Origin of the sequence: Chryseobacterium caseinilyticum, from assembly GCF_014837145.1 — a bacterium.
In the GTDB taxonomy this organism is placed as follows: Bacteria; Bacteroidota; Bacteroidia; order Flavobacteriales; family Weeksellaceae; genus Chryseobacterium; species Chryseobacterium caseinilyticum.
In genome coordinates this window covers 41,232-62,567 of record NZ_JACYFS010000010.1, presented here as the reverse complement: position 1 = coordinate 62,567, position 21,336 = coordinate 41,232, and the positions used below count along the sequence as shown (strand labels likewise).

At 36.8% G+C, this 21,336-nt stretch carries 12 protein-coding genes; 8 read left to right on the top strand and 4 right to left on the bottom strand.

Going from position 1 to position 21,336, the window contains the following annotated elements; translation table 11 throughout:
• The 3 genes from IC610_RS19125 to IC610_RS19115 form a co-directional block, all read left to right on the top strand.
• The coding region (locus tag IC610_RS19125; protein WP_191738346.1) for a helix-turn-helix domain-containing protein at positions 1 to 301 on the top strand (301 nt) is incomplete at its 5' end.
• 782 nt (positions 302 to 1,083) lie between these two features.
• Positions 1,084 to 3,972: a DUF11 domain-containing protein gene (locus IC610_RS19120; protein ID WP_191738344.1), complete on the top strand. Its 2,889-nt coding sequence runs from the start codon at positions 1,084 to 1,086 to the stop codon at positions 3,970 to 3,972.
• A gap of 56 nt (positions 3,973 to 4,028) precedes the next feature.
• Positions 4,029 to 4,580, top strand: a complete 552-nt coding sequence (locus tag IC610_RS19115) for a hypothetical protein (protein ID WP_191738341.1) — start codon at positions 4,029 to 4,031, stop codon at positions 4,578 to 4,580.
• 254 nt (positions 4,581 to 4,834) lie between these two features.
• Here the strand turns inward: IC610_RS19115 and xth are convergent, their stop codons facing one another.
• From xth to IC610_RS19095, 4 genes are all read right to left on the bottom strand, one after another.
• On the bottom strand, positions 4,835 to 5,611 hold the full coding sequence (gene xth, locus IC610_RS19110) for an exodeoxyribonuclease III (protein WP_191738339.1): 777 nt from the start codon (positions 5,609 to 5,611) through the stop codon (positions 4,835 to 4,837).
• A gap of 390 nt (positions 5,612 to 6,001) precedes the next feature.
• Entirely contained in the window at positions 6,002 to 6,670 is a 669-nt protein-coding gene (locus tag IC610_RS19105) for a hypothetical protein (RefSeq protein ID WP_191738337.1), read from the bottom strand.
• Positions 6,671 to 7,295: 625 nt separating this feature from the next.
• Positions 7,296 to 7,562 carry a hypothetical protein gene (locus IC610_RS19100; protein WP_191738336.1) on the bottom strand — a complete coding sequence of 89 codons (267 nt, stop codon included), beginning with the start codon at positions 7,560 to 7,562 and terminating at the stop codon, positions 7,296 to 7,298.
• Between the two features lie 691 nt (positions 7,563 to 8,253).
• Positions 8,254 to 10,047, bottom strand: a complete 1,794-nt coding sequence (locus tag IC610_RS19095; protein WP_191738334.1) for a helix-turn-helix transcriptional regulator — start codon at positions 10,045 to 10,047, stop codon at positions 8,254 to 8,256.
• A gap of 225 nt (positions 10,048 to 10,272) precedes the next feature.
• Here IC610_RS19095 and IC610_RS19090 point away from each other — a divergent pair, with 225 nt between their 5' ends.
• From IC610_RS19090 to IC610_RS19070, 5 genes are all read left to right on the top strand, one after another.
• Complete coding sequence (locus IC610_RS19090) at positions 10,273 to 10,491, top strand: hypothetical protein (protein ID WP_191738332.1); 219 nt, start codon at positions 10,273 to 10,275, stop codon at positions 10,489 to 10,491.
• A 45-nt stretch (positions 10,492 to 10,536) separates the two neighbouring features.
• Entirely contained in the window at positions 10,537 to 15,486 is a 4,950-nt protein-coding gene (locus IC610_RS19085) for a PKD domain-containing protein (protein WP_191738330.1), read from the top strand.
• 156 nt (positions 15,487 to 15,642) lie between these two features.
• Positions 15,643 to 17,514, top strand: coding sequence for a T9SS type A sorting domain-containing protein (locus IC610_RS19080; protein WP_191738328.1), 1,872 nt, complete (start codon positions 15,643 to 15,645; stop codon positions 17,512 to 17,514).
• Between the two features lie 31 nt (positions 17,515 to 17,545).
• Positions 17,546 to 19,408: a T9SS type A sorting domain-containing protein gene (locus tag IC610_RS19075; protein WP_191738326.1), complete on the top strand. Its 1,863-nt coding sequence runs from the start codon at positions 17,546 to 17,548 to the stop codon at positions 19,406 to 19,408.
• A 31-nt stretch (positions 19,409 to 19,439) separates the two neighbouring features.
• Positions 19,440 to 21,308 (top strand): T9SS type A sorting domain-containing protein, encoded by a 1,869-nt coding sequence (locus IC610_RS19070; protein WP_191738324.1) that lies wholly within the window; start codon positions 19,440 to 19,442, stop codon positions 21,306 to 21,308.
• The last annotated feature ends 28 nt before the right edge of the window (positions 21,309 to 21,336 follow it).

The window sequence follows — 21,336 nt, the reverse complement described above, 5'->3', positions numbered from 1 at the left end:
AATCGAGTCTGCTTTAATTGCGATGCTCACGAAGGGCCGATATGTCAGTGACAACGTAAAAGATGCGATGTTTGCAGAATCATTAACCGGCTCGGGAAAAAATTCTCCTTTCGAAACGCTTTCTGACCGCGAACTGCAAATTGCAACGAAGCTTGCAGAAGGAATTACCCTTAAAGAAATTGCCAATCAATTTAATCTCCACTCATCTACGATCAGTACATATAAAAACAGATTGTTTGACAAGCTTAAAATACGATCTATACCAGAACTGGTAGAGATTCTTAGATTGTATAACAAGTAATATTTAATGCTGCCCCTTTTATCAATATCGAAAATCGTATGATCTTTTGAAGTAAGACATAACTCTCTGCTGTAGAATACGGATGTTTTTTGTTTCCTACTTTAGGTTTTTTTCGTGATGTGCTGACCGTACTTTGAAGATTTATGATCATAAATTTCTATAAGAGTTCAAATAATTGTATGCATATTTCTTGGTGATTGACTGTGGTATTCAAATTTATCTTTCACAACGGTTTTAAACTACAATAAGGTTATCGGATTTTCCACAGCAAATATATTCTGTTGTCCCTTTGGGAAAAATCTTTGTATATCAGCATAAAATCAAATTTTTCACTTGCTCAAGTACATTTAATTTTTGTTCTTAAATACATTTCATCCTTATCATTTTATTAACCAAATTTTACATTTTCATTTACCGAAGTTACCCCAATTTAAAATCTATATGATTTTATTAATATCCTATCATATTGTGTTTATAATTTGAGATTAGTTATTAATATTAAATTATGATTAATAACATTATGTATGTGAATTTATTTATTTTGTTTTTTATTATTTTCGCACCTCAAAATTATAGAGACCCATGACCTTTCTACTTATAGCATTGACTTTACTCCTTTTTTCTTTCAGACAGTGTCGGAATTATTCTCAGTAAGTTAAGTTGCAGCCCTGTCAGAAATTTTTAGTCTTTTTTTACCTTCAACAATGATAACTTAGATAAGAACGGAAATCCTTGTCGGAAAAGATCTGTCATCAGACGATATTATCAATCAATCTTCTTTCATGAAAAATCTATATTTAGCTAAACAGAAATTAAGTTTCAAGATGATGCTAACAGCAATTCTAATGCTGATGAGCAGTAATCTTTTATTTGCGGACGGTTCCAAAGATCTATACCCTAACGGGAAATCTGGATACCGTGCATATCTTAGATGCAGTCTTACTCCGGATCCCGAACGCTGGCCTTTCCCAACTAACGGAACACATTATGTTTACGCAAAAGAAGGCGAACGTATTACTTTGGCATCAAGTGCCCAGCTGGCCACCACCAATTCTGCGATCAGACTTTTCAGTCCTTCAGGAAATATGGTAGTTAATGACGCAACTGTGGCAGGCCAGATACTCAACAGGGATCAGGAAAAAAGCGGACCTAAACTTTTTGGAGAAAACAGCACAACAAAATACACTCCAATTTATTATACAGTACCTTCAGGCGGTGATGGTATATACCGCGTTGAGTTTCTTGCCAGAGGAACTTCTGATCCAAGTATAACCATCCTGGCAGATTCCAACTGGACGCAGGGTACCACCGCTGGAATATTTGCATGGGATATTTCAGTAATCAACAGTTCCAATACAGCTTTTATTCCGGGTCGTGTATACGCAACCCTACTCAATCTCACAAATGGTACAAATAGCCCGAATACCAACGGATTCAGAGGAATTGTATATGGTTTAACTGATGATGGATTTACATACAGAATTAACAATAATGGAAACAACGGGCTGTATTTCTCATTCTTTATTAATAATAACGGTTTCAGAGATTCACAGTTAAAATCTGTTTATAAGAGTCTGACAGTTACAAATCTTTCAGCGACTGATGTACAAAATCCCATGGCTGCTGATATCATTACACCTACAACACAGCAAATAACACATAAAATTTTCTACACCCTTCCTGATCCCAATCTTCCCCAATCCAGCGCAGGCGCTGTTCCTGGAGGAAGTACGTGGCTAAAGGTCGTGCCGATCGTGCCCGTTGTCACCCAGGTAAGTTCACAGGGAGTAGAAGGTACACAGGGACAGATCAGTTCCAAAGGAGGATATATTAAGTTTAATTCCAACAGACCTGCAAAATATACCATTATCATAAAGAGTAGTACGACTCCCGCAGCATTTACTCAAACTGTTCTGACTGGTTTTGCCAATCAGGATGCCAACAGTATATTATGGGATGGAAAAGATGGAGCCGGACAACCTTTGCCAGCAGGTACACATCAGGCAGAGATATCAGTTCAGTTACAAGGAGCGGAAGTTCATTTTCCATATATTGACATGGAATATAATCAGAACGGAACTATCATTGATCTGCTGAATAAAAATGATCTTTCTCAGGTTGAATCCAGTATGGTCTATTGGAATGATGTAGATATTCCGAATGTTATGAACGGCAGCAACTCCTCACCTAAAAACAACTCTCATCTTCCGCCAGTAAACAGTACAGGAGTAAACAGCAATACCAATGGTCATATCTGGGGGGTAAATGCTACAGGAACAGGAGGGCAGTTCGGAGATCAGAAATCAATGGACACCTGGGCATTTGTTAAAGGACCCATGGAAACACTACCTCTCCCTATTGTTTCACGGATTGCCGACCTGAAAATTTCTCAGCTTACGGCTGATAAGATGGCTGTTGTTCCCGGAGATGTTGTCACTTTCTTTGTGAAGGCTAAAAATGACGGGCCAAGTTCGATTACCGGATCAAAGTTCACCTTTGTTCATCCAATGGGATTTACGCCGCAGTCAATAGTTTTTGATGGTATCGGTTGCGGAAATCAATCAACTTTGGTGACGTATAATTCATCTACGAGAACCTACTCTTCAAATATAGATCTTCCTACCGGATGCGAGATCGGATATACTGTTAAATTACTTGTTACCGGTAACCTTGCCTCCGGTATTCAAAATTTCCGTGCCGGTATTTTAAGGACGAATGATGTGACTGATCCCGATGCAACAAATCCCAATCCTGCAGAGATGCCGACGGATGTACAGATTGAATGCAGCAACAACGGCGCAGGCGGAACCTGTAATAATATCAGAAATATTTCATTTAACTATGCAGCTGCGGCACAGTGCACCGAGCAGGTTGGGGGTGAGAACTTTTCTTTAAATGGAGGCACATCCAAAACATTTTTACAGCCGGCAACCAGCAGTGGATTTGTACTGGATATTTACTCATTAGACAATTCTTTTAATATGAATGTGAACGGTGTTAATATTGCCGGTTCTGAGATTGAATTTCAATCAGCAGGAACTCCTGCGCCGGGAATTAACGTCCGTTTCGCAGATGGCAGTCAGTACGAAATAAACACACCACTTATCATCAACTATTCAGGTAACGCTGCTTCACCACTCATCAGGGTTGTAATCAGTAACACAGGAGCGGTTTCTATGTATGGAAGTAAAACTGCAGGAGGAGCCCTTTTCCCAGTGGAACTTTTTAACGGAAATGCATTCAATACCATTCCATGGAATACATCATCGGGTAATACGATAATCATTAATCAGAATGTAGTCGGTACAGCCACCAATGCTGTTGGGCGTGGGTACGGGTTAAATTCTGTAGCATGTGTATGTTACAACCTGCCTAACACTACATCGGCAGGAATCTCAGCACAGCACGGCATCACTCTTTTGAACAGAGCAGGAACAGCGAATGGAAATTGGCCAATGATCAGAAAGGGAGCGCATACTGTTCTGGAATCCAATACCAAAGGTTTTGTAATAACGAGAGTACCTACATCAGGACTCTCCTTAATTACAACACCTGTAGACGGGATGATGGTTTACGATACTACTGCAAAATGTCTGAAGATTTATACGGTCGATACTGTTACACCTGCGAATACGGGATGGACATGTTTCTCAACACCGACCTGCCCCTAAAAATCATATAGTCTCTAACTAGTAATTTGACTTTATTAATTGTAATCAGAAATTAAATGAAAAAAATATATACAACTGCATTTACTGCTGCGATAGCAATGCTGAACGCTCAGATAATCATTGGTGATGCCGTCGGAACGGCTCCGGCAGGACAAAAATCCTCGGTTCTTCTCGAATTTGCTGCTGGGCAAAATAAGGGAATTGTTCTGCCTTATTTACGGACTATGCCTCTTTCTCCGGCTGAAGGAACAATTGCTCTTGATGCCAGCAACGTAACCGATGCCAGAATTAAATATTTTAATGGAACATGGATGGATCTGAGCGGGCAAAACGGGGATGTTAGCTCTGCCTTAGCCATGCAGCCATTAGTTTCACAAGTTGCAGAAACTGCGGGAGCCAAAGCTATTATTGGAGCCGATACTACTGCAGTGGATGGAATTCTGGTGCTGGAATCATCATCAAAAGCTATTGTTCTTCCTATCGTGGAAGATGTACAGAATGTAATAAATCCCGCTCCGGGAATGATTGTTTATGTAAATAAAGCCGGCGCTAAAAGACTTGCAGTATTTAACGGTACAAGATGGAGCTTCTGGAAAGCAACACTTTGATTTATGGCTCTGAGATTATGTAAAAAGTCTGAGAGAAAATTAATTCCGTATAAAGATTTAAAAATAGAAACGTTGCTTATACAATTATGGCAGCATTTTTTTGTGTGTTACGACACTGTAATTTTTACTGTTTATCTTCAGAAGGATAATTTCTGCTGTAATAGTAGTGGTCGCCGATAACCCACAACATTTCTATTAACCAGTGAAATTTTTGGGGGTTTGTCTATCACTTTCATTTGATAAATTTAGCATATTTATTTTCTGTGAAGTTCTATCCAGACGGGTGCATGGTCGCTGCTTTTTGTCCAGCCTCTGACCTCTTTGTCAACACCGCCATTGATCAGGCTGGATTTTAAGTACGGACTTAGTAAAATGTGATCCAGTCTGATACCTGCGTTTCTGTCATATGCTTTATATAGATAATCCCAGAAGGTATATATTTTTTCATCAGGGAATAAAGTTCGGATTGAATCTGTCCATCCGTTTTTTAAGAGCTGGTTGTACGCTCTTCTGACTTCCGGCTGAAACAATGCGTCATCTTTCCATTTTTCAGGCTTATGAACATCATTTTCTGTTGGAATAATATTAAAGTCGCCTACCAATATGGCTGGAAGATCCATATCAATAAATTGTTTGGATCTTTTTTTCAGGCGCTTGATCCAATCCATTTTGTACTCAAACTTTGGTCCCGGAAATGGGTTTCCATTGGGCAGATAGAGGCAGCAGATCACGATCTGATCTATGATCACTTCCAGATAGCGGCTTTGAATATCATCTGCATTACCAGGCAGAGTGCTCTGGACTTCCGTCATTTCATAATCTTTAGACAGTATAGCCACGCCATTCCACTGTTTTTGGCCGTTCCATATAGCCTGATAGCCTGCCCGATTGATTTCAGCAATCGGAAACTTATCCTGTGTTGCCTTCAATTCCTGAAGACAGACAATATCAGGTTTTGCGCTCTCCAACCATTTGATAAGTACTGATAAACGGCCATTAATACCATTCACATTATATGTTGCTATCTTCATGATTATATGTTTTAAATAAAAATCAAACTGCAATAGGATATCTAATTCAGAACGAGGGATACAAATTTTACTTAATTTTTTAAATCTTCAAGAAGACAGTCAGCAGAATTTCTCATGGCAGTTTTGATTTTCTCTTATGTCTTAGAATATGTCATCAACCAAATCCCTTATAAAAAATTAAAAATATAAAACTCTCTGACGTAACAAAGTGTAAGGATTAGAATACGATCATTCTAAAAAGAAGTTGTACAATGTAAAATTTATTTTAATAGGAAAGAACACGTTACAGCACCAAACTCTTTTCTTTACTAATACTTTTAATTTTGTCTAAACTTTTGGGTGCTGTCTAAACTTTTGCTGTGGAATTTTTTTATTTTACGAAACTTAATTTTAAGCTTCAGTTTCAGCTAAAAGAGATTCTCCGTCAAATTCGGAACCGATAATCTCATCTTTATTGAGCCAATATTCAGAAGTAATGAAAGAAAAAGTATTATTTCCTTCATCATTTAATTTCCACAGAATATCTTCTGCCTGCTCAAATCTTGTTTCTGTGGTCATCTTTTCTTCAAATAATCTTTTGATGATATTGCTGTCAGAAAGTCCTCTGTTGAATGATTTCAACACAATTTCCTTTGTAATTTCTCCCTTAAAATCATCCGGTTTTTCGATTTCACAATTAACCAAAGTAGCTTTGCAATTTAAAAATGTTCCGTTATAAGCCTTATACAGAAGTTGATTGACAGAAAACAGATCACAATGCAGTCCTATATCCGGATATTCTTCGCAGACTTTATCAATCAGCATATCGTGAGAAATCTGTGCAATCTGCCCTTCATTTAAACTTTCTGATAATTTATATGTTAAGATAGTTGCTGCTGCTTCGTTCGGCTCAAAATCTGTGATTGCCATGAAAAGCATTTCTCTCAGATTTTCCGGTTTAATTGTATTTGCATCGGGAAAATTGAACAGTTCAAGGAGCTTAATGTAATCTTCATTACTCCAGTAATTTTCAATTTCTTCGATGGTTTTTACGCTGTTTACTTTAATGTGGAATTTCATTATAATATTTTATGTATTTTTTGTGTGAGTTGTTAGATATGTTGTAGATAAAATTCTGATTTCCAAAGGATTGTTTTTGTCTATTTTACGTTTGTAAATTTAAAACTCATTTGAAATCATTAAAGCAGCACAAATCACAGACCAACCTTAGAAACAGATTTTAAATTGATCTCAGAAGGTTAGACACTTTTTAGGGATTTTTCATTTAATGGAGCATCAAAATATAGTTTAGTATTTAAGGTGGGACGCATTGAGAGAATTACCAAAAATAATGTCTCGAGAGCAACTCTGTGGCACAAGAAATAGGTTTGAACGAAGCCATTGTCCGTGAATGGTGAGCTGTCAGGCGAGTGGTCATGGCAATGTAGCTTACGGAAGAATCTTATTTTTTCCTTCCAGCTTTTGTTTTATCAGGGGGAATCTATAAGAAAGACCAAAGGAGATATCATCTTAATCAAAATTTTGCTTCTGACCTTCTTTAGCCCTTGAATGTCCGAAATAGAGCCTTGCCACATCGTAATATTATCCTCATCAGTATTTGGTGATGCAATGTTGAGATGCCAGATATACCTATTTTTATAACGTAACTAAGAAATGTATAAATGAGCATTACTTTACAAGCTGATCAGTCTTCATCTTCAGCATTTTCAAAAAAAAGAGAAAGCGTTACGATGTTTTCTTCGTTGACTTTATTCCATATTACAGCATTAACCGCTCCGAGTACAATTTTATCAATTGAATTCATATGATCTTCAAATAATTGTTTCTCATCTTCCTGTATATAATCCTGGATCATTATATAATCCCCGACTTTTGGAATAGATTCAAAATGCGATGCAGGAATTTGAATTTCCAATTCTGAAAGGTGATCGGATGTAAATTGTACTTTCATAATATAAGTTTTGACATGCTAATATATTATAAATTATTATAAATATGCGAGCAAACGACCTAATTCAATCAGAGTGCCGGTTGTAAATATTATACAATATTAATTTATGATACTTTTTAATAAGAATACCCTGTTTTCAGAATCTATATTGCCTTTGAGGTTATCCGATTTTCGATAGCAATTATTTCCCGTTACAAAAATTCTGCAAGCTTTTATCAATGTCTATTCTTATTGTTTTTATAGAATTGATTGCAGTTTTCCTTGTGCCTGCCCGAATGCTAATTCGGATAGAAATGTCAGAAGCCTCTCAAGATGAAGATGCAGTTCATTGAATTTAATATTGGTAAAATGATTTCTTTCCGAATCTTTCATTCGTAAAAACTTCAGTATCCTCTATAATTGGAATTTCCCAGCATTCCATTTTCTCATTTTCTGCACCTAAAGATCGAAAAAAGATTTACTCAAAATATTTTTTGTATTTGTCTCCTTCAAAACAGACAACAACAGATTTATGATCATGACTTCGCTCGTAAACTACTTAGTTTTGTAATTAAGATCTTTTTCAGTTTGGGTAAGCCGATCTTTCCATGCTTATATGTCTTTATTTGGGTCAGACTGACATTGTCGTGCATTGTTCCGGTTGCTTTCCATGACTTTTCTCACTTAATAAGATTTGATACCTATATTTATGCTACAATCTTTGGTTTTTATTCAGCTGTTGTATAAAATATTTAGGTGAAACTTCATATTTAATTAGAAAATTTTTAGAAAAACTTTGTGCCGTGCTAAAACCAGATTTGGTAGCTATTTCCTGAATTGATAACATTCGTGATGCGGCGTTTGATTTCCATAAATACATTGTGTAAGTAAGGCGAAGGTTCACCATATAGGTTTTGAAATTACATTTCTTATGACTATTGATGATCTTCGAGAGATAGGCAGTATTTGTTCCACAGTAAACTGCTAAGGATTTTAAGCTGACTTCTGGATTAAGAAACTTTCTGCTTTTTTCAAAAGAGGAAAGCTTATCCAAAACTTGTTTTTCCAGTGTTTGGTTGATGAGCATTGTGCCACTTGAAGTCAAGATTTCTTCCTCCTCAAGTTCATCTTCGTCTATTTCATCCAATTCTTCTTTATCATCAACAAACTTTTCATCAAAATTATCTGAAGATATTTCATGATCAACAGATTCTTCCTCAAATGATGACCCGGTAGAGTTTTGAAGTATATAAGTTTCATAAAGTTTCTTATATTGTTTTTTTCGTCTGTAGCTTCTTAAAATGCTGTAAAATAATCCTAAAAGAAGTAGAGTAGACAATACGATAAGAAAGAGATTAAAATATCTCTGTTCTTTTAAAGAGGTAGATAAGTTTTGCTTTTCTCTGTTCAACTTATCAATCTCATACTTCGTTTTTAGATGAGGAAAAATCTGCTTGTATTCTTTCTCATACACTTTATGAAGCATAAGCAGTTTATCGATGTACTCAAACTGTTTAATTTTGTCCTCTTTCTTTTGATAGTATTCATAAAGTTTTTCAAATGCAGACCTGAATTTCGGATCAATTTTGCCGTTTTTGTTAAGCTCTTCATCAAGGACAGCAAATGCTTTTATACCCTTGTCCTGTTCTCCATTTTCCCAATAGCTCATTCCAAGAAAAAAATAATCGTTTGAGTGATTCCATTGATCATTGTAGGTACTAAGGCTTTTAGTTAAAAGCTTAATTGCATGCCGATAATTTTTCTGATAGTACGCCTGCATTCCCTCTGAACTGGTTAGGTATGGTAAAAGAGTTTCAAGGTCTGCATTTTGTTTAACGCTGATAAAATTCTTTCCCTCATTAATCAAATTGGTGTTATCTCCAAATTTTCCAGTTCTCGAATTAGTATCAATAAGGGATATTAACGAATACATGTAATACAATCTGTAATCCGTTCCATCTACTTTGTCATGATGCAATCTGAAAAATGCTATGGTCTTCTGTAATGAGGTTCGGGCTTCCTCATGCATTCCTAAATAATTTTTTGTATCGGCAATGTTATACTCCAAATTATTGATCATATAACTGTTTTTTCCTTTCTTTAAGAGGTCATATGCCTTTAGATACGAATCTAATGAGCTAACGAAATCCTTGTTGGTAGATAAGATCATCCCTTTTGCAATATAAGCATCAGCAATTTTTGCATCTGTGCCAATTATTTTTCCAACCATCAAAATGCTGTCACCGTATTTTAATTGCTCTCGCCCCGTTGTATATTGTGATGCTAATGCGTACGAATCATACAAAAGATTTTTGTCATTTATCTTTTTCACATCTAATATCAACTCCAAAATCAGCTTTTTCCTTTCAGTACTTCTCAAATTAGGCTTTGTAATTTTCGACTTGATCAGATTAAAATCGAAATTATTGATATCAGTTTTTCTCTGGGAATGAAAGAATGTGAGCGACAGCAAAAAAATGATAGTGGTAGTGTAGATTTTAATCATGTTCAGTGATTGAAGAGGTGTTTGAATTCCGCTCTAAAAGTAGTGAAAAATCATTTAAATCACTTTGGATTCGCAAACCTTTTTTTTTGTTTTTACCATTCTTTTTTTTGTTTTTATCATTCTTTTTTTTGTTTAGAAAACTATTTTTAAGTTTTTACTTCCCGCAGCTCATCCGAAATTTTTCACTATGGAATTAGGACATTACTTTTAGGTCAAATTTTATTTATGAGAATTATAAACTACGCTCTATTACTAGCTTCTTTGGCTTTCTTATCTTCATGTCGCCAGGATACCACAGAAGAAATTCATGAAGTGACAACCGAAAAAATAGATTACGATCATTTTTTGATGAAGGCAGAAAATGACACAATTGAAAATCAGATTCTTTATCCATCAGACACAACGGTGATTTCACCCACTGATCCAATCAAACCACCAAAATAAAAACTAATTCCGGATTGTCCGGATACCTAACTCAAATTATTACATATGAAAAACACCGTCAATCAACTGATGCAGTTGAGGAGGAAGTGGTTGCTTGTGTGGCTACTTCTAATTTTGCCTTTTTGGGGATTTTCCCAAAATACCGGCATAACAGTTACCTGGGACTTTCAGGTTGGCTGTACCAATGTCGAATCCTCAGATCCGAAAGAGAGGGAAAACATTGAAACCTGGGAGACTATAGGTATGGGATCCTGTGTACGGGTCTGTGAGAATTCGACTGTAAACTACACTTTAAATTCCACGACAAACAATATTTCTTCGGTCACTTGGAGTGCTGCCGGGGGAAATGTTAATTCAACAAGCAGCAGTCCCTACAGTGCAAATATTTCTTGGGGGCCAGCTGGTAGTGGGGCTGTAGTTATTACAATACTCTACAGCAATAATACACAGGAAACAAAAACAATCTGTATTGAAAAAATTGACGGACCACGCGCCGATTTTAAAATTGCAGGTGGAGGAGATCCAAGAGTTTGTCAAAATACACCTGTGTACTTTGATAATTTATCAGATGCAGGAAATGGTACTGGAATTGTAAACTATGTTTGGGATTTCGGAGATGGTAGCCCTACGACTAGCGTCTTTGAACCTTCACATGCTTACGCTTCTCCAGGGACTTACAATGTACGATTATTAGTCACAAATCAATGTAATTGTACAAATGAATATAGCATGTCTGTTGAAGTGATGCAAGCTGTACCTATTGAAATTTCATGTGTAGGAGTAGTTTGTGAAAATACAGAACATACTTATACAGCAAACAATAGCTGCAAAGGAGAGTGGGAAGTAATTGGAGGAACAGAATTATCAGTCAACGGAAATGAAATCCAGATCAGATGGGATCAGGTTGATCCTGCGGATGGTTTTGGATATATCAAATACAGATCTGAATGCGGATGCCCTGCGTGGACTATCGTTAAAGTTCCTGTAATTATTGACCGTGCTGTGATTAGTGGTCCAACTACTGTCTGTACTGAAAAACAGTATAAATATGAGATGCCAAGATGGCCTACAACACAGGTTCAATGGGATGTAAATGGTCCGGCTCCGGCACAAGCGACTTACAGCGCTCAGAGAAATGAGATTTACTTGAAATTTGATGTTCCGGGAACTTATACTTTAAGCAACATCTACAATAACACCTTATTGGGTTGTGGAGGTAAAAGTGAAACGTTGACTATAGTTGTCACAGAGCCATTAACTATTACTGGAGGACAGTCTGAAGTATGTACCGGAAACTCACTGACCTTCAATAGCAACGGTTCAGGAAATGTAACGTGGGATGTAACTTACAACGGTTCTGTAATATTTACACAAACAACTGCAAATCCTTTCCAATATCCGTTCGCAAATGCAGGAACCTACATTATTACAGCTCATACTCCGGGAGGTTGTGTCGGTGAAGGTACTGTTGTGAAAGCATTACCTGTACCGCCTTCTCCTAATGGAAGCATTGCAGGTGATCAACTGGTATGTGCAGGAGTTCCGTATACCTATACTCTGAGTCCTACCAACGCTGGATTTATTCCTGTGTGGAGTGTTACAAACGGTACAATACAGGGAAGTAATACTGGCAGCTCGGTTACTGTGATATTCAATGCCAGTGCAACAAATTTTACTGTGAGCGTTCAAAATCGAACTAACAGTGGATTGGGATGTTTGTCAGCCCCGATTAACTATTCAGTTCAGAAAGTTGATCTTAGCACAATTTCAGTTTCGGGTCCTGCAGGGCAAAATACTTTCTGTCCAAGCAGCAGTGCCACATTTGTCGCTAACTTTAATGGAATAGTTCCTGACGATTTCTACTGGACTCTTGCAAATTCAAATTTTGGAAGCTTACTTCCTCATCCAACTGATCCAAATGCTATTATAGTAAGTTTTAATGAAATTTCCAGCGGAAATTCTGTTTCAAACCTTATTTTAAATGTTGTTAAGTGCGGTCAGCCACCTCTTCCAATTCCATATCAGGTGACGCTGCAGGAACTACCAATTATCAGTATGGTAGCTGGAGATATTTGTGAAGGAAATCCGACTATTAGTGTTGTGGTAAATGTGCCTGCAAATGTTAACAGTGGAACACTTACATTTACTTTCCCTAATAATAGTTCTGAAAATGCAACTATTACAGCAGGAGGTACTCAAACATTTACAATTCCTAATCATTTTGTAAATAATACCAGTTCTGTAATTTCTCAGTCTTTACAACTGGAACTTGATGCACCTAACGGATGTAATTATGTAGCTACAGCTTCAGCGAATTTTAATATCATTCCAGAACTTGATATTACGATTACCCCAGCATATCATTATTCGGTATGCCCTACTAACACTTACGGTATTCCACTAAATGCTCAGATTCCATCGGGAACTCCCGCAACATATCAGTGGTATCATAATGGTGTAGCAATCCCTGGGGCTACAGTTAGCACTTATTTAATTGATAACAATTCTCAGCCTAATCCAGGTGGAAATTACTATGTAATAGTTACATCAGGTGGTTGTCAGACACGCTCTCAAAACATTATCGTTTCTACATCTTGTGGAACTTTACCTGCATGTAGTATTTTGCCAGATCCAAGCTTGAACGTTACAGCGACATGGACGAATTGTAACACAATTACAGCGACTGCAACATTTGTAGGCAGTCCAAATTCATATTCTTGGGTGGGTAGCCCTGGCTTGCAACTACAATCTAGCAGCTCTACATCTGCTACATTTACTGTTGAGGAGGCGGGAGTTCATAATGTTGCATTAACATTAAACTATGGAAGTTGCTCAACTCAGGATAACTTTGATATAGTTAAAAATTATAAACCTGATTTTAATGCTTCTATTACTTGTAACAGCAATGGAACTTACAACGTTACGCTCACAGACACTTCATTACTTTCACAAATTCAGTCTGGGCAAATTGCCTACAGCTATACGATGAATGGAGGAAGCCAGCAAAACGGACAAACTGTGACTTACACAGGATTACAGCCGGGTACAAGCTATAATTTTGCTATTAAATTAGATGGACCTGGATCAATGCCGGATTGTGTATACACAGAGAGCATTACTATGCCTACATTGCCAGATCTTCAATTTACAGCCTCTAGTACAACAGTTTGTAAAGGAGAAGTTATTACTTTAACGATACCGGCTGCAAATTATCTTCTCAATCACATTTACAAATGGAAATTTGCTGGAACATCTTATATAGCCAACAATATAAATACTAATATTACTTTTAATGCTTTAAATCCTTTGGGATCTTTTGTACAATTAGAAGTTACTACACCTAATGGTTGTACCTACTCAAGTACAAATCTTCCAATTACAGTTAATGAAGCAAATCTAAACCCTCAATTCTTTACTGCTAATTTAGATGTTTGTGAAAGCAGTGCTACACAGCCACAGATTTATGCATTCGTCGCTGGGGCATCTGTTTTAAACTACCAATGGATGAATGGTAATACTCCAGTGGGAGCAGCTTCATCGCCTACGTTTACTCCGACAGAGTCGGGTAGTTATTGGGTTATTTTAACTGATGCAAGTACTGGCTGTTTAGATAAAACATCGGCAAGTACACCTATACCTGTAACAATCCGGAAGGCTCCACAAGTAAGTATTGTCGGAAGTTCTCAAGCCTGCGAAAATAATACGGTTACCTTGCAGGGAGTTGTTGCAGACAATAACCTCCAATATGAATGGAGTCAAAGTTATAATGGAGGTGCTAATACTGTGGTGCAGACTGGGAACTCGGCAACGCCTATTTCTTTGACTACAGGTGCGCTCAGCGTAGGAACTTATGTGTATAGTTTAAGAGTTTGGTCTGCAAATGATCCTTCTTGTTATGGAATCTCCAATTTTACTGTTACGGTTAGCAGTCCACCATCTGCACCGGTTGTCAATGTGAATATTATTCAGTGTTTGCCATATCAAGTGGAATTAACTGTTCAAAATCCAGGATCCGGAACTTATAATTGGAGTAACGGAGCTTTTGGCTCATCAATCGTAGTAACAAAAGGTGGTTTGTATCAAGTGATTTATACGGCAACTTCGGGATGTAAATCAAGTGTTCAGATTTCTGTTCCACACAGTGTTGAAGACCTAATGTGGATTTTCCCTACGGGCTGTTATGATATGTGTCCTGGTGATGCATACATTGTTGGTCCTTTAGGAACGTTTACCAATCATGAATGGCAGTATTTCGGAAATATGCAACAGGGAGGATCTCCTGGATTTGTAGATCCTTATTGGCCACAGAACACAGGAACTTATAACCTTTTATTACAGCAAGGTTCATGCTCACTTCAGTCTGGTGACATGAATATTACTCCATCTGTAAATAATCCTTGGTGTGCACCAAGAGAATGTAAAATTGAAGTTGTTGTCAAAAGCGTGAAAAGAGAAGGCAACACGTACTTAATTTTCGGAGATATTTTTAATTTCGGAACGCAATCTGTTACAGTAACATTTTCAAGTGCAAACGGATTTGGAAATTATTCCCCAGGAAGTATGACAATATCTGGAGGAGGAAGTTCACCAATGAATCCTCTTATTTTTACGCCAAACTCAAGTTTTCCAGGTGGTGTAGATGAAATGCTGGTTACAGCAAATGTTGAGGGATGTAAGGTCTTGGTAAAAATTATTTTTGATGATGGTGTTTATAGTAAGACAGCACCTGCTTACGTACAAACAGAAAGTAAACTTTCTTTTGTTCCAAATCCGGCCAAAGAAGAAGTGAAAATTTCTTACAATACTGGAAACAGTCAGGTTGAAGCTAAAACACTTTATATCTATGATCAGAGCGGTATTCTTAAATACCAGCAGAAATTGCAAGGTTATAAAGGAGAGGCGAAATTGGATGTAAGCCAATGGCTGCAAGGGATGTACCTAGTATCGGTAGTTACAACTGCCGACCCTTTACAAGGTAAGTTACTTAAGAAATAATCCTTATTCTAAAATTCAGAATGCCCCTTTTGGGGGCATCTGATTTTAGTTTACGTCTATACTGTTAAGAATTAAGATAGATATTAAACAAACAAGTTATTGAATAAAATTTTACAATTTTAATTACTATTTTCGTATTCCTAAACAAAAATTATTATGAGAAAGAACATTTACTTAATTGCAGCGACACTGTTTTCTGTGCTGTTTCAAAGCCAAACCTACACCTACCAATGGGCTAAAACAGGAGGGGCAACTAATGGATATCCAACAGTGGGATTCACTCAATCAATGGATGAGCATATTTTGGATATTGCAGTTGATAACCAAAACAATAGCTATTATATTACCTCTATGTATGATAGCAATCCTTTACTAGATGGTCAGCCTGTCAGTAATTACGGATCCAAAGATATTGTATTATTCTCAACTGATTGCCAAGGGAATGTACGTTGGAAGAGAACGATTGGTGGAGGTGGGAATATGACGGAGAATGCTCAAAAAATAGTTTTAGATAATAATGGTGGTCTGTATTTGACTTTTGGTGTGGGTAATGGTTCCAGTGTTAGCAGCAGTCAATATCTTCCTCCACGTTTTGGTGATAATAATGTTCTGCCTTTAGTGAGTAACAATTTTATGGATCCTCAGGAAGCGTTAAGATCTGGCTTTTTACTAAAATACAATTCTGCAGATGGTAATTTGGTGTGGAGAAAAGATTTTCAGGGAGACGTATCAGCATTGAATAGTGCAATAGATTTTAGCCCACCGATAATGGACTCACAAAATAATATTCATGTGATTGTGGGGCTTTTAAATGGAAATCATCTTAATGGAATGGTTACGGTACCCAGCTCTTACAACTCAAGCCTAAATTTTCAGTATTATTTGGTGAAATATGATACAAATGGAAATATTGTTGGAACACCGTCTTTACTTCCTTTTAGTGGTACTACAACTTTTAAGGTCGGTTACTTAAGTTTTATGTATGATGAAGTAAATAGCAGGTATTATGTAGCGGGTTCTAGAAACACTGAAGGAAGCGGAACTAACGGTAATGCTCTCTCATATAACAATGTTCCAATAAATGGTTCAGGATTTTTGTTGGCATTTAATAGCACCACATTTGTAGAATTATGGAGACGTGAGCAGACCGTTAATAATCCTATTGGAGCAATGTTTCTCACAGGACTAAAAAAAGATCCTACTACAAGTGATATTTATATTTCGGGAAAATTTGGGACAGTTAATAATACAGTTTCGTTTGGTGGTGATTACACTTTTTCTACCCCTTTAAATGGACCTATTAGTTTTGTAATGAAGCTGGGAACAACAAATACATCAAGCAATGTCATTTGGTGTACTTATCCGACCTCTTTATCAGATGGTTCTACTCAAGTAGCAATGGAGAATGCAAGAATGCCTATCGCTATCAAGGGTAATGAAGTTCTTTTTGCTAAAGGTAGCATACGAGAAGTTTGGGGTAATTATCCTATGATTAGACCAGCAAATGATCGTACCGATCCTTTACTTGTAAGATTCAACAAAGATACAGGCGTTGTGAATGGAACTTACGAAATACAGGGAAGCTATGGTCAGGAGGATCATTTTACTGCCGTGGCTGTTGACAATGATAATAACATAATGTTAGGTGGATTTATACATCAGCAATTGTTTACCGCAGCTAATGACAATATAGCAACTATAAGTAATGCTGCAGGAAGTACAAAATCAGATTTCTTTTTTGCTAAACTGGCAACCTCTGCAACATGCTCATCATTATCCGTAGAAGAAACTGCTGTTGAGGCTGGTTTACAGTTCTATCCTAATCCTGTTCTGGATAACTTAACGATTAAAAGCAAAAATAAACTTGAAAGCTACGAAGTGTATTCATCTGCGGGGCAAACCGTTTTAAGAGGAGGTTTGGGCAGTACGAATACACAAATTAATATGAGCGCTTTGACAGCTGGTGTTTATTATGTAAAAGTGAAAACTGAAAAAGCTGTTGTGACAGAGAAGATTCTTAAAAAGTAAATGGCGTCAAAAAATCGAAGTGGAAATTATTATGAAAAAGAACATTTACTTAGTTACAGCTGTGCTGTTTTCCTTGCTGTACCAAAGTCAAACCTACACCTACCAATGGGCAAAAACAGGTGGAGCTACAAACGGAAGTAGCGGATCGGGATTTAACCAGCAATTGGATGAACAAGTCCTGGATATGGCTACCGACTCTAACAACAATACGTACTACTTAGTTCCTATGTACCAAAATACTCCTCTCTTGGCCGGTCAGTCTATCACCAACTATGGTGGGAAAAATATAGTACTTTTTTCTACTGATTGCCAAGGAAATATCAGATGGTCAAGAGCTATAGGAAGTGCTACCACTTCAGCATTTTCCCAAAAGATAGTTTTGGACAATAATGGAGGTTTATATTTGACTTTTTTTGGCACCAATCCAGCAACAACAGGACAGCCTGATCTGCCATTAAGATTTGATGACAATAATGCAATGCCTTATAGAAATCCTGATCCATTTTTAGCGGAGCCTGCTAAAAGAAATTCATTTTTATTAAAATATAATACTGCAAATGGAAATTTGGTTTGGAGAAGAGATCTTCAGGGTGATGTAAGTATTCAAAATAACAATTGCGACATTGGAACTCCTTTAATTGATTCTCAAAGCACTATTCATTTAATTTGTGGTTTTAAATTTGGAACGCATCTTAATGGTTTGATTACAGTACCATCATCATTTGACAGCTCTACACCAAATTTTCAATATTATCTTGTAAAATATGATACTTCAGGAAATATTGTTGGCAATCCATCACTATTACCTATAACTGGCTCAACAACTTTTCAGGGAGGATATTTAAATTTCATGTATGATGAAACGAACAGCAGATATTACTTAGCAGGTTCAAAAAATTATCCTGGAAATAGTGGTTTAAACTTTTCATACAATGGTACGGCCATTATTCAAAACGCTTTTGTTTTAGCTTTTAATTCTACAAACTTTGCAGAATCGTGGAGGAAAGAAATAAATAATGGTACTGCAGGTTCGCCTAGTGATTATATTTTTGGGTTGAAAAAAGACCCTACTACCAGTGATCTATATATTTCAGGGAGATTTTTTAAAGGTGGAAATAATCCAACATTAGCAAGTTTTGGAACTTACAGCTTTACAACACCACTCATTGGACAGATTAGTTTTGCTATGAAACTAAGCAATTCAGGAAATGTAATTTGGTGTAATAATTTAACTGCTCTGTCAGATGGAAGCTCAGATGCTTTTATTGTTAATGCCAGAATGCCTTTAGCAATTAACGGTAACGAATTACTTTTTGCGAAAGGAAGTATTCAGGAAGTTTGGGGCAATTATTCGATGACAAGACCAGCCAATGACAGAACTGACCCCTTACTTGTAAGATTCAATAAAGATACAGGTGTTGTTAATGGAACTTACGAAGTACAGGGAAGCTATGGACAGGAAGATCATTTTACTGCGGTTGCTGTAGACAATGATAACAATATTATGTTAGGTGGTTTTATAAATTCACAACTTTTTACTTCAGCTAATGATAATGTGCCTACTATCAGCAACGCTGCCGGAAGTTCAAAAACAGATTTCTTTTTTGCTAAACTGGCAACTTCTGCTACTTGTTCAGCATTGTCTGTAGAAGAAACCGCCATCGAGGCAGGATTACAGTTTTACCCAAATCCGGTTCAGGATCTTCTAACTATTAAAAGCAAAAATAAACTTGAAAGCTACGAAGTGTATTCATCTGCGGGGCAAACCGTTTTAAGAGGAGGTTTGGGCAGTACGAATACACAAATTAATATGAGCGCTTTGACAGCTGGTGTTTATTATGTAAAAGTGAAAACTGAAAAAGCTGTTGTGACAGAGAAGATTCTTAAAAAGTAAATGGCGTCAAAAAATCGAAGTGGAAATTATTATGAAAAAGAACATTTACTTAGTTACAGCTATGCTGTTTTCTTTGTTATATCAAAGTCAGACTTACACATACCAATGGGCAAAAACAGGTGGTGCAACTAATGGAGATCCAACTGTGGGTTTTACTCAATCAAACGATGAACATATTCTTGATATTGCCATTGATAACCAAAATAACAGTTACTATATCACATCCATATTTGATGGTACTCCTTTACTAGATGGACAGCCTGTGACCAACTACGGATCTAAAGATATTGTTTTATTCTCAACCGACTGCATGGGCAATGTGCGTTGGAAAAGAACGATTGGTGGAGGTGGTAATATGAGTGAAAATACTCAAAAAATTGTTTTGGATAACAATGGAGGTCTTTATTTGACTTTTGGTGTTGGTAATGGTTCCAGTGTTAGCAGTAGCCAATACCTTCCCCCTCGATTTGGTGATAATAATGTTCTCCCTTTAGTAAGCAATAATTTTATGGATCCTCAGGAAGCTTTGAGATCTGGTTTTTTACTAAAATACAATACAGCTGATGGGAACTTAGTTTGGAGAAAAGATTTTCAGGGAGATGTATCCGCACTTAATACTTTTATGGATTTTAGTCCGCCAATAATGGACTCACAAAATAATATTCACATAATATGTGGGTTTCAATACGGAACCCACCTAAATGGAATGATAACTGTACCGAGTTCTTATAATTCTAGTCAAAATTTCCAATATTATTTAGTGAAATATGATACAAATGGAAATATTGTGGGAACGCCATCTCTACTTCCTCTTGCTGGGACTACAAATTTTAAAGTAGGTTATTTGAATTGGTTATTTGATGAAGTAAACAGCCGTTACTACCTTGCAGGTTCAAGAAATTTAGAGGGCAGTGGGTCAAATGGTAATGCACTTTCATATAATAATGTTCCGATTAACAACTCAGCTTTTTTACTAGCATTCAACAGTACAAATTTTAATGAACTTTGGAGAAGAGAATTTGTGACCAGCGCAAGTCAGGGATTTAATTTTATCTATGGTTTAAAGAAAGACCCTACAACGAGTGATATTTATCTTTCCGGTAAAATAGGTAAATCAACTAATACAGTTTCGTTTGGCAGTGACTATAATTTTACAAGTCCTCTAATTGGATCAATTAGTTTTGTAATGAAGTTAGCAACAACCAACACTTCAAGTAATATCATTTGGAGTACATCTCCAACCTCTTTATCTGACGGCTCTACTCAAGTTGGAATGCAAAACGTCCGTATGCCTATCGTTATCAAAGGCAATGAAATTATTTTTGCCAAGGGAAGCATCAGAGAAGTTTGGGGAGCGTATTCTATGGTGCGTCCGTTAAACGACAGTACAGATCCTTTGCTTGTATTATTAAATAAAGATACCGGAGTCGTAAATGGGACTTATGAGGTACAGGGCGACTATGGTCAGCATGATCATTTTACTGCTGTTGCTGTAGATAATGATAACAATATTATGTTGGGTGGATTTATACATTCACAACTGTTTACTGCGACAAATGATAATGTTGCAACAATAAGCAACGCATCGGGAAGTACTAAATCAGACTTTTTCTTTGCAAAACTTGCCAATGTTGCGTGCTCTACAATGTCGGTAGAAGAAACTTCTGCAGAAGCCAGTTTACAGTTTTATCCTAATCCTGTTCAGGATTTCCTAACCATTAAGAGCAAAAACAAACTTGAAAGCTACGAAGTGTATTCTTCTGTTGGGCAAACTGTTCTAAGAGGAAACTTAGGGAATACGAATGCACAGATCAATATGAGTGCTTTAACAGCTGGTGTTTATTATGTAAAAGTAAAAACTGAAAAGGCTGTGGTGACGGAGAAGGTTATTAAAAAATAGACTAGCCATAGAAATAATCTAAATCATA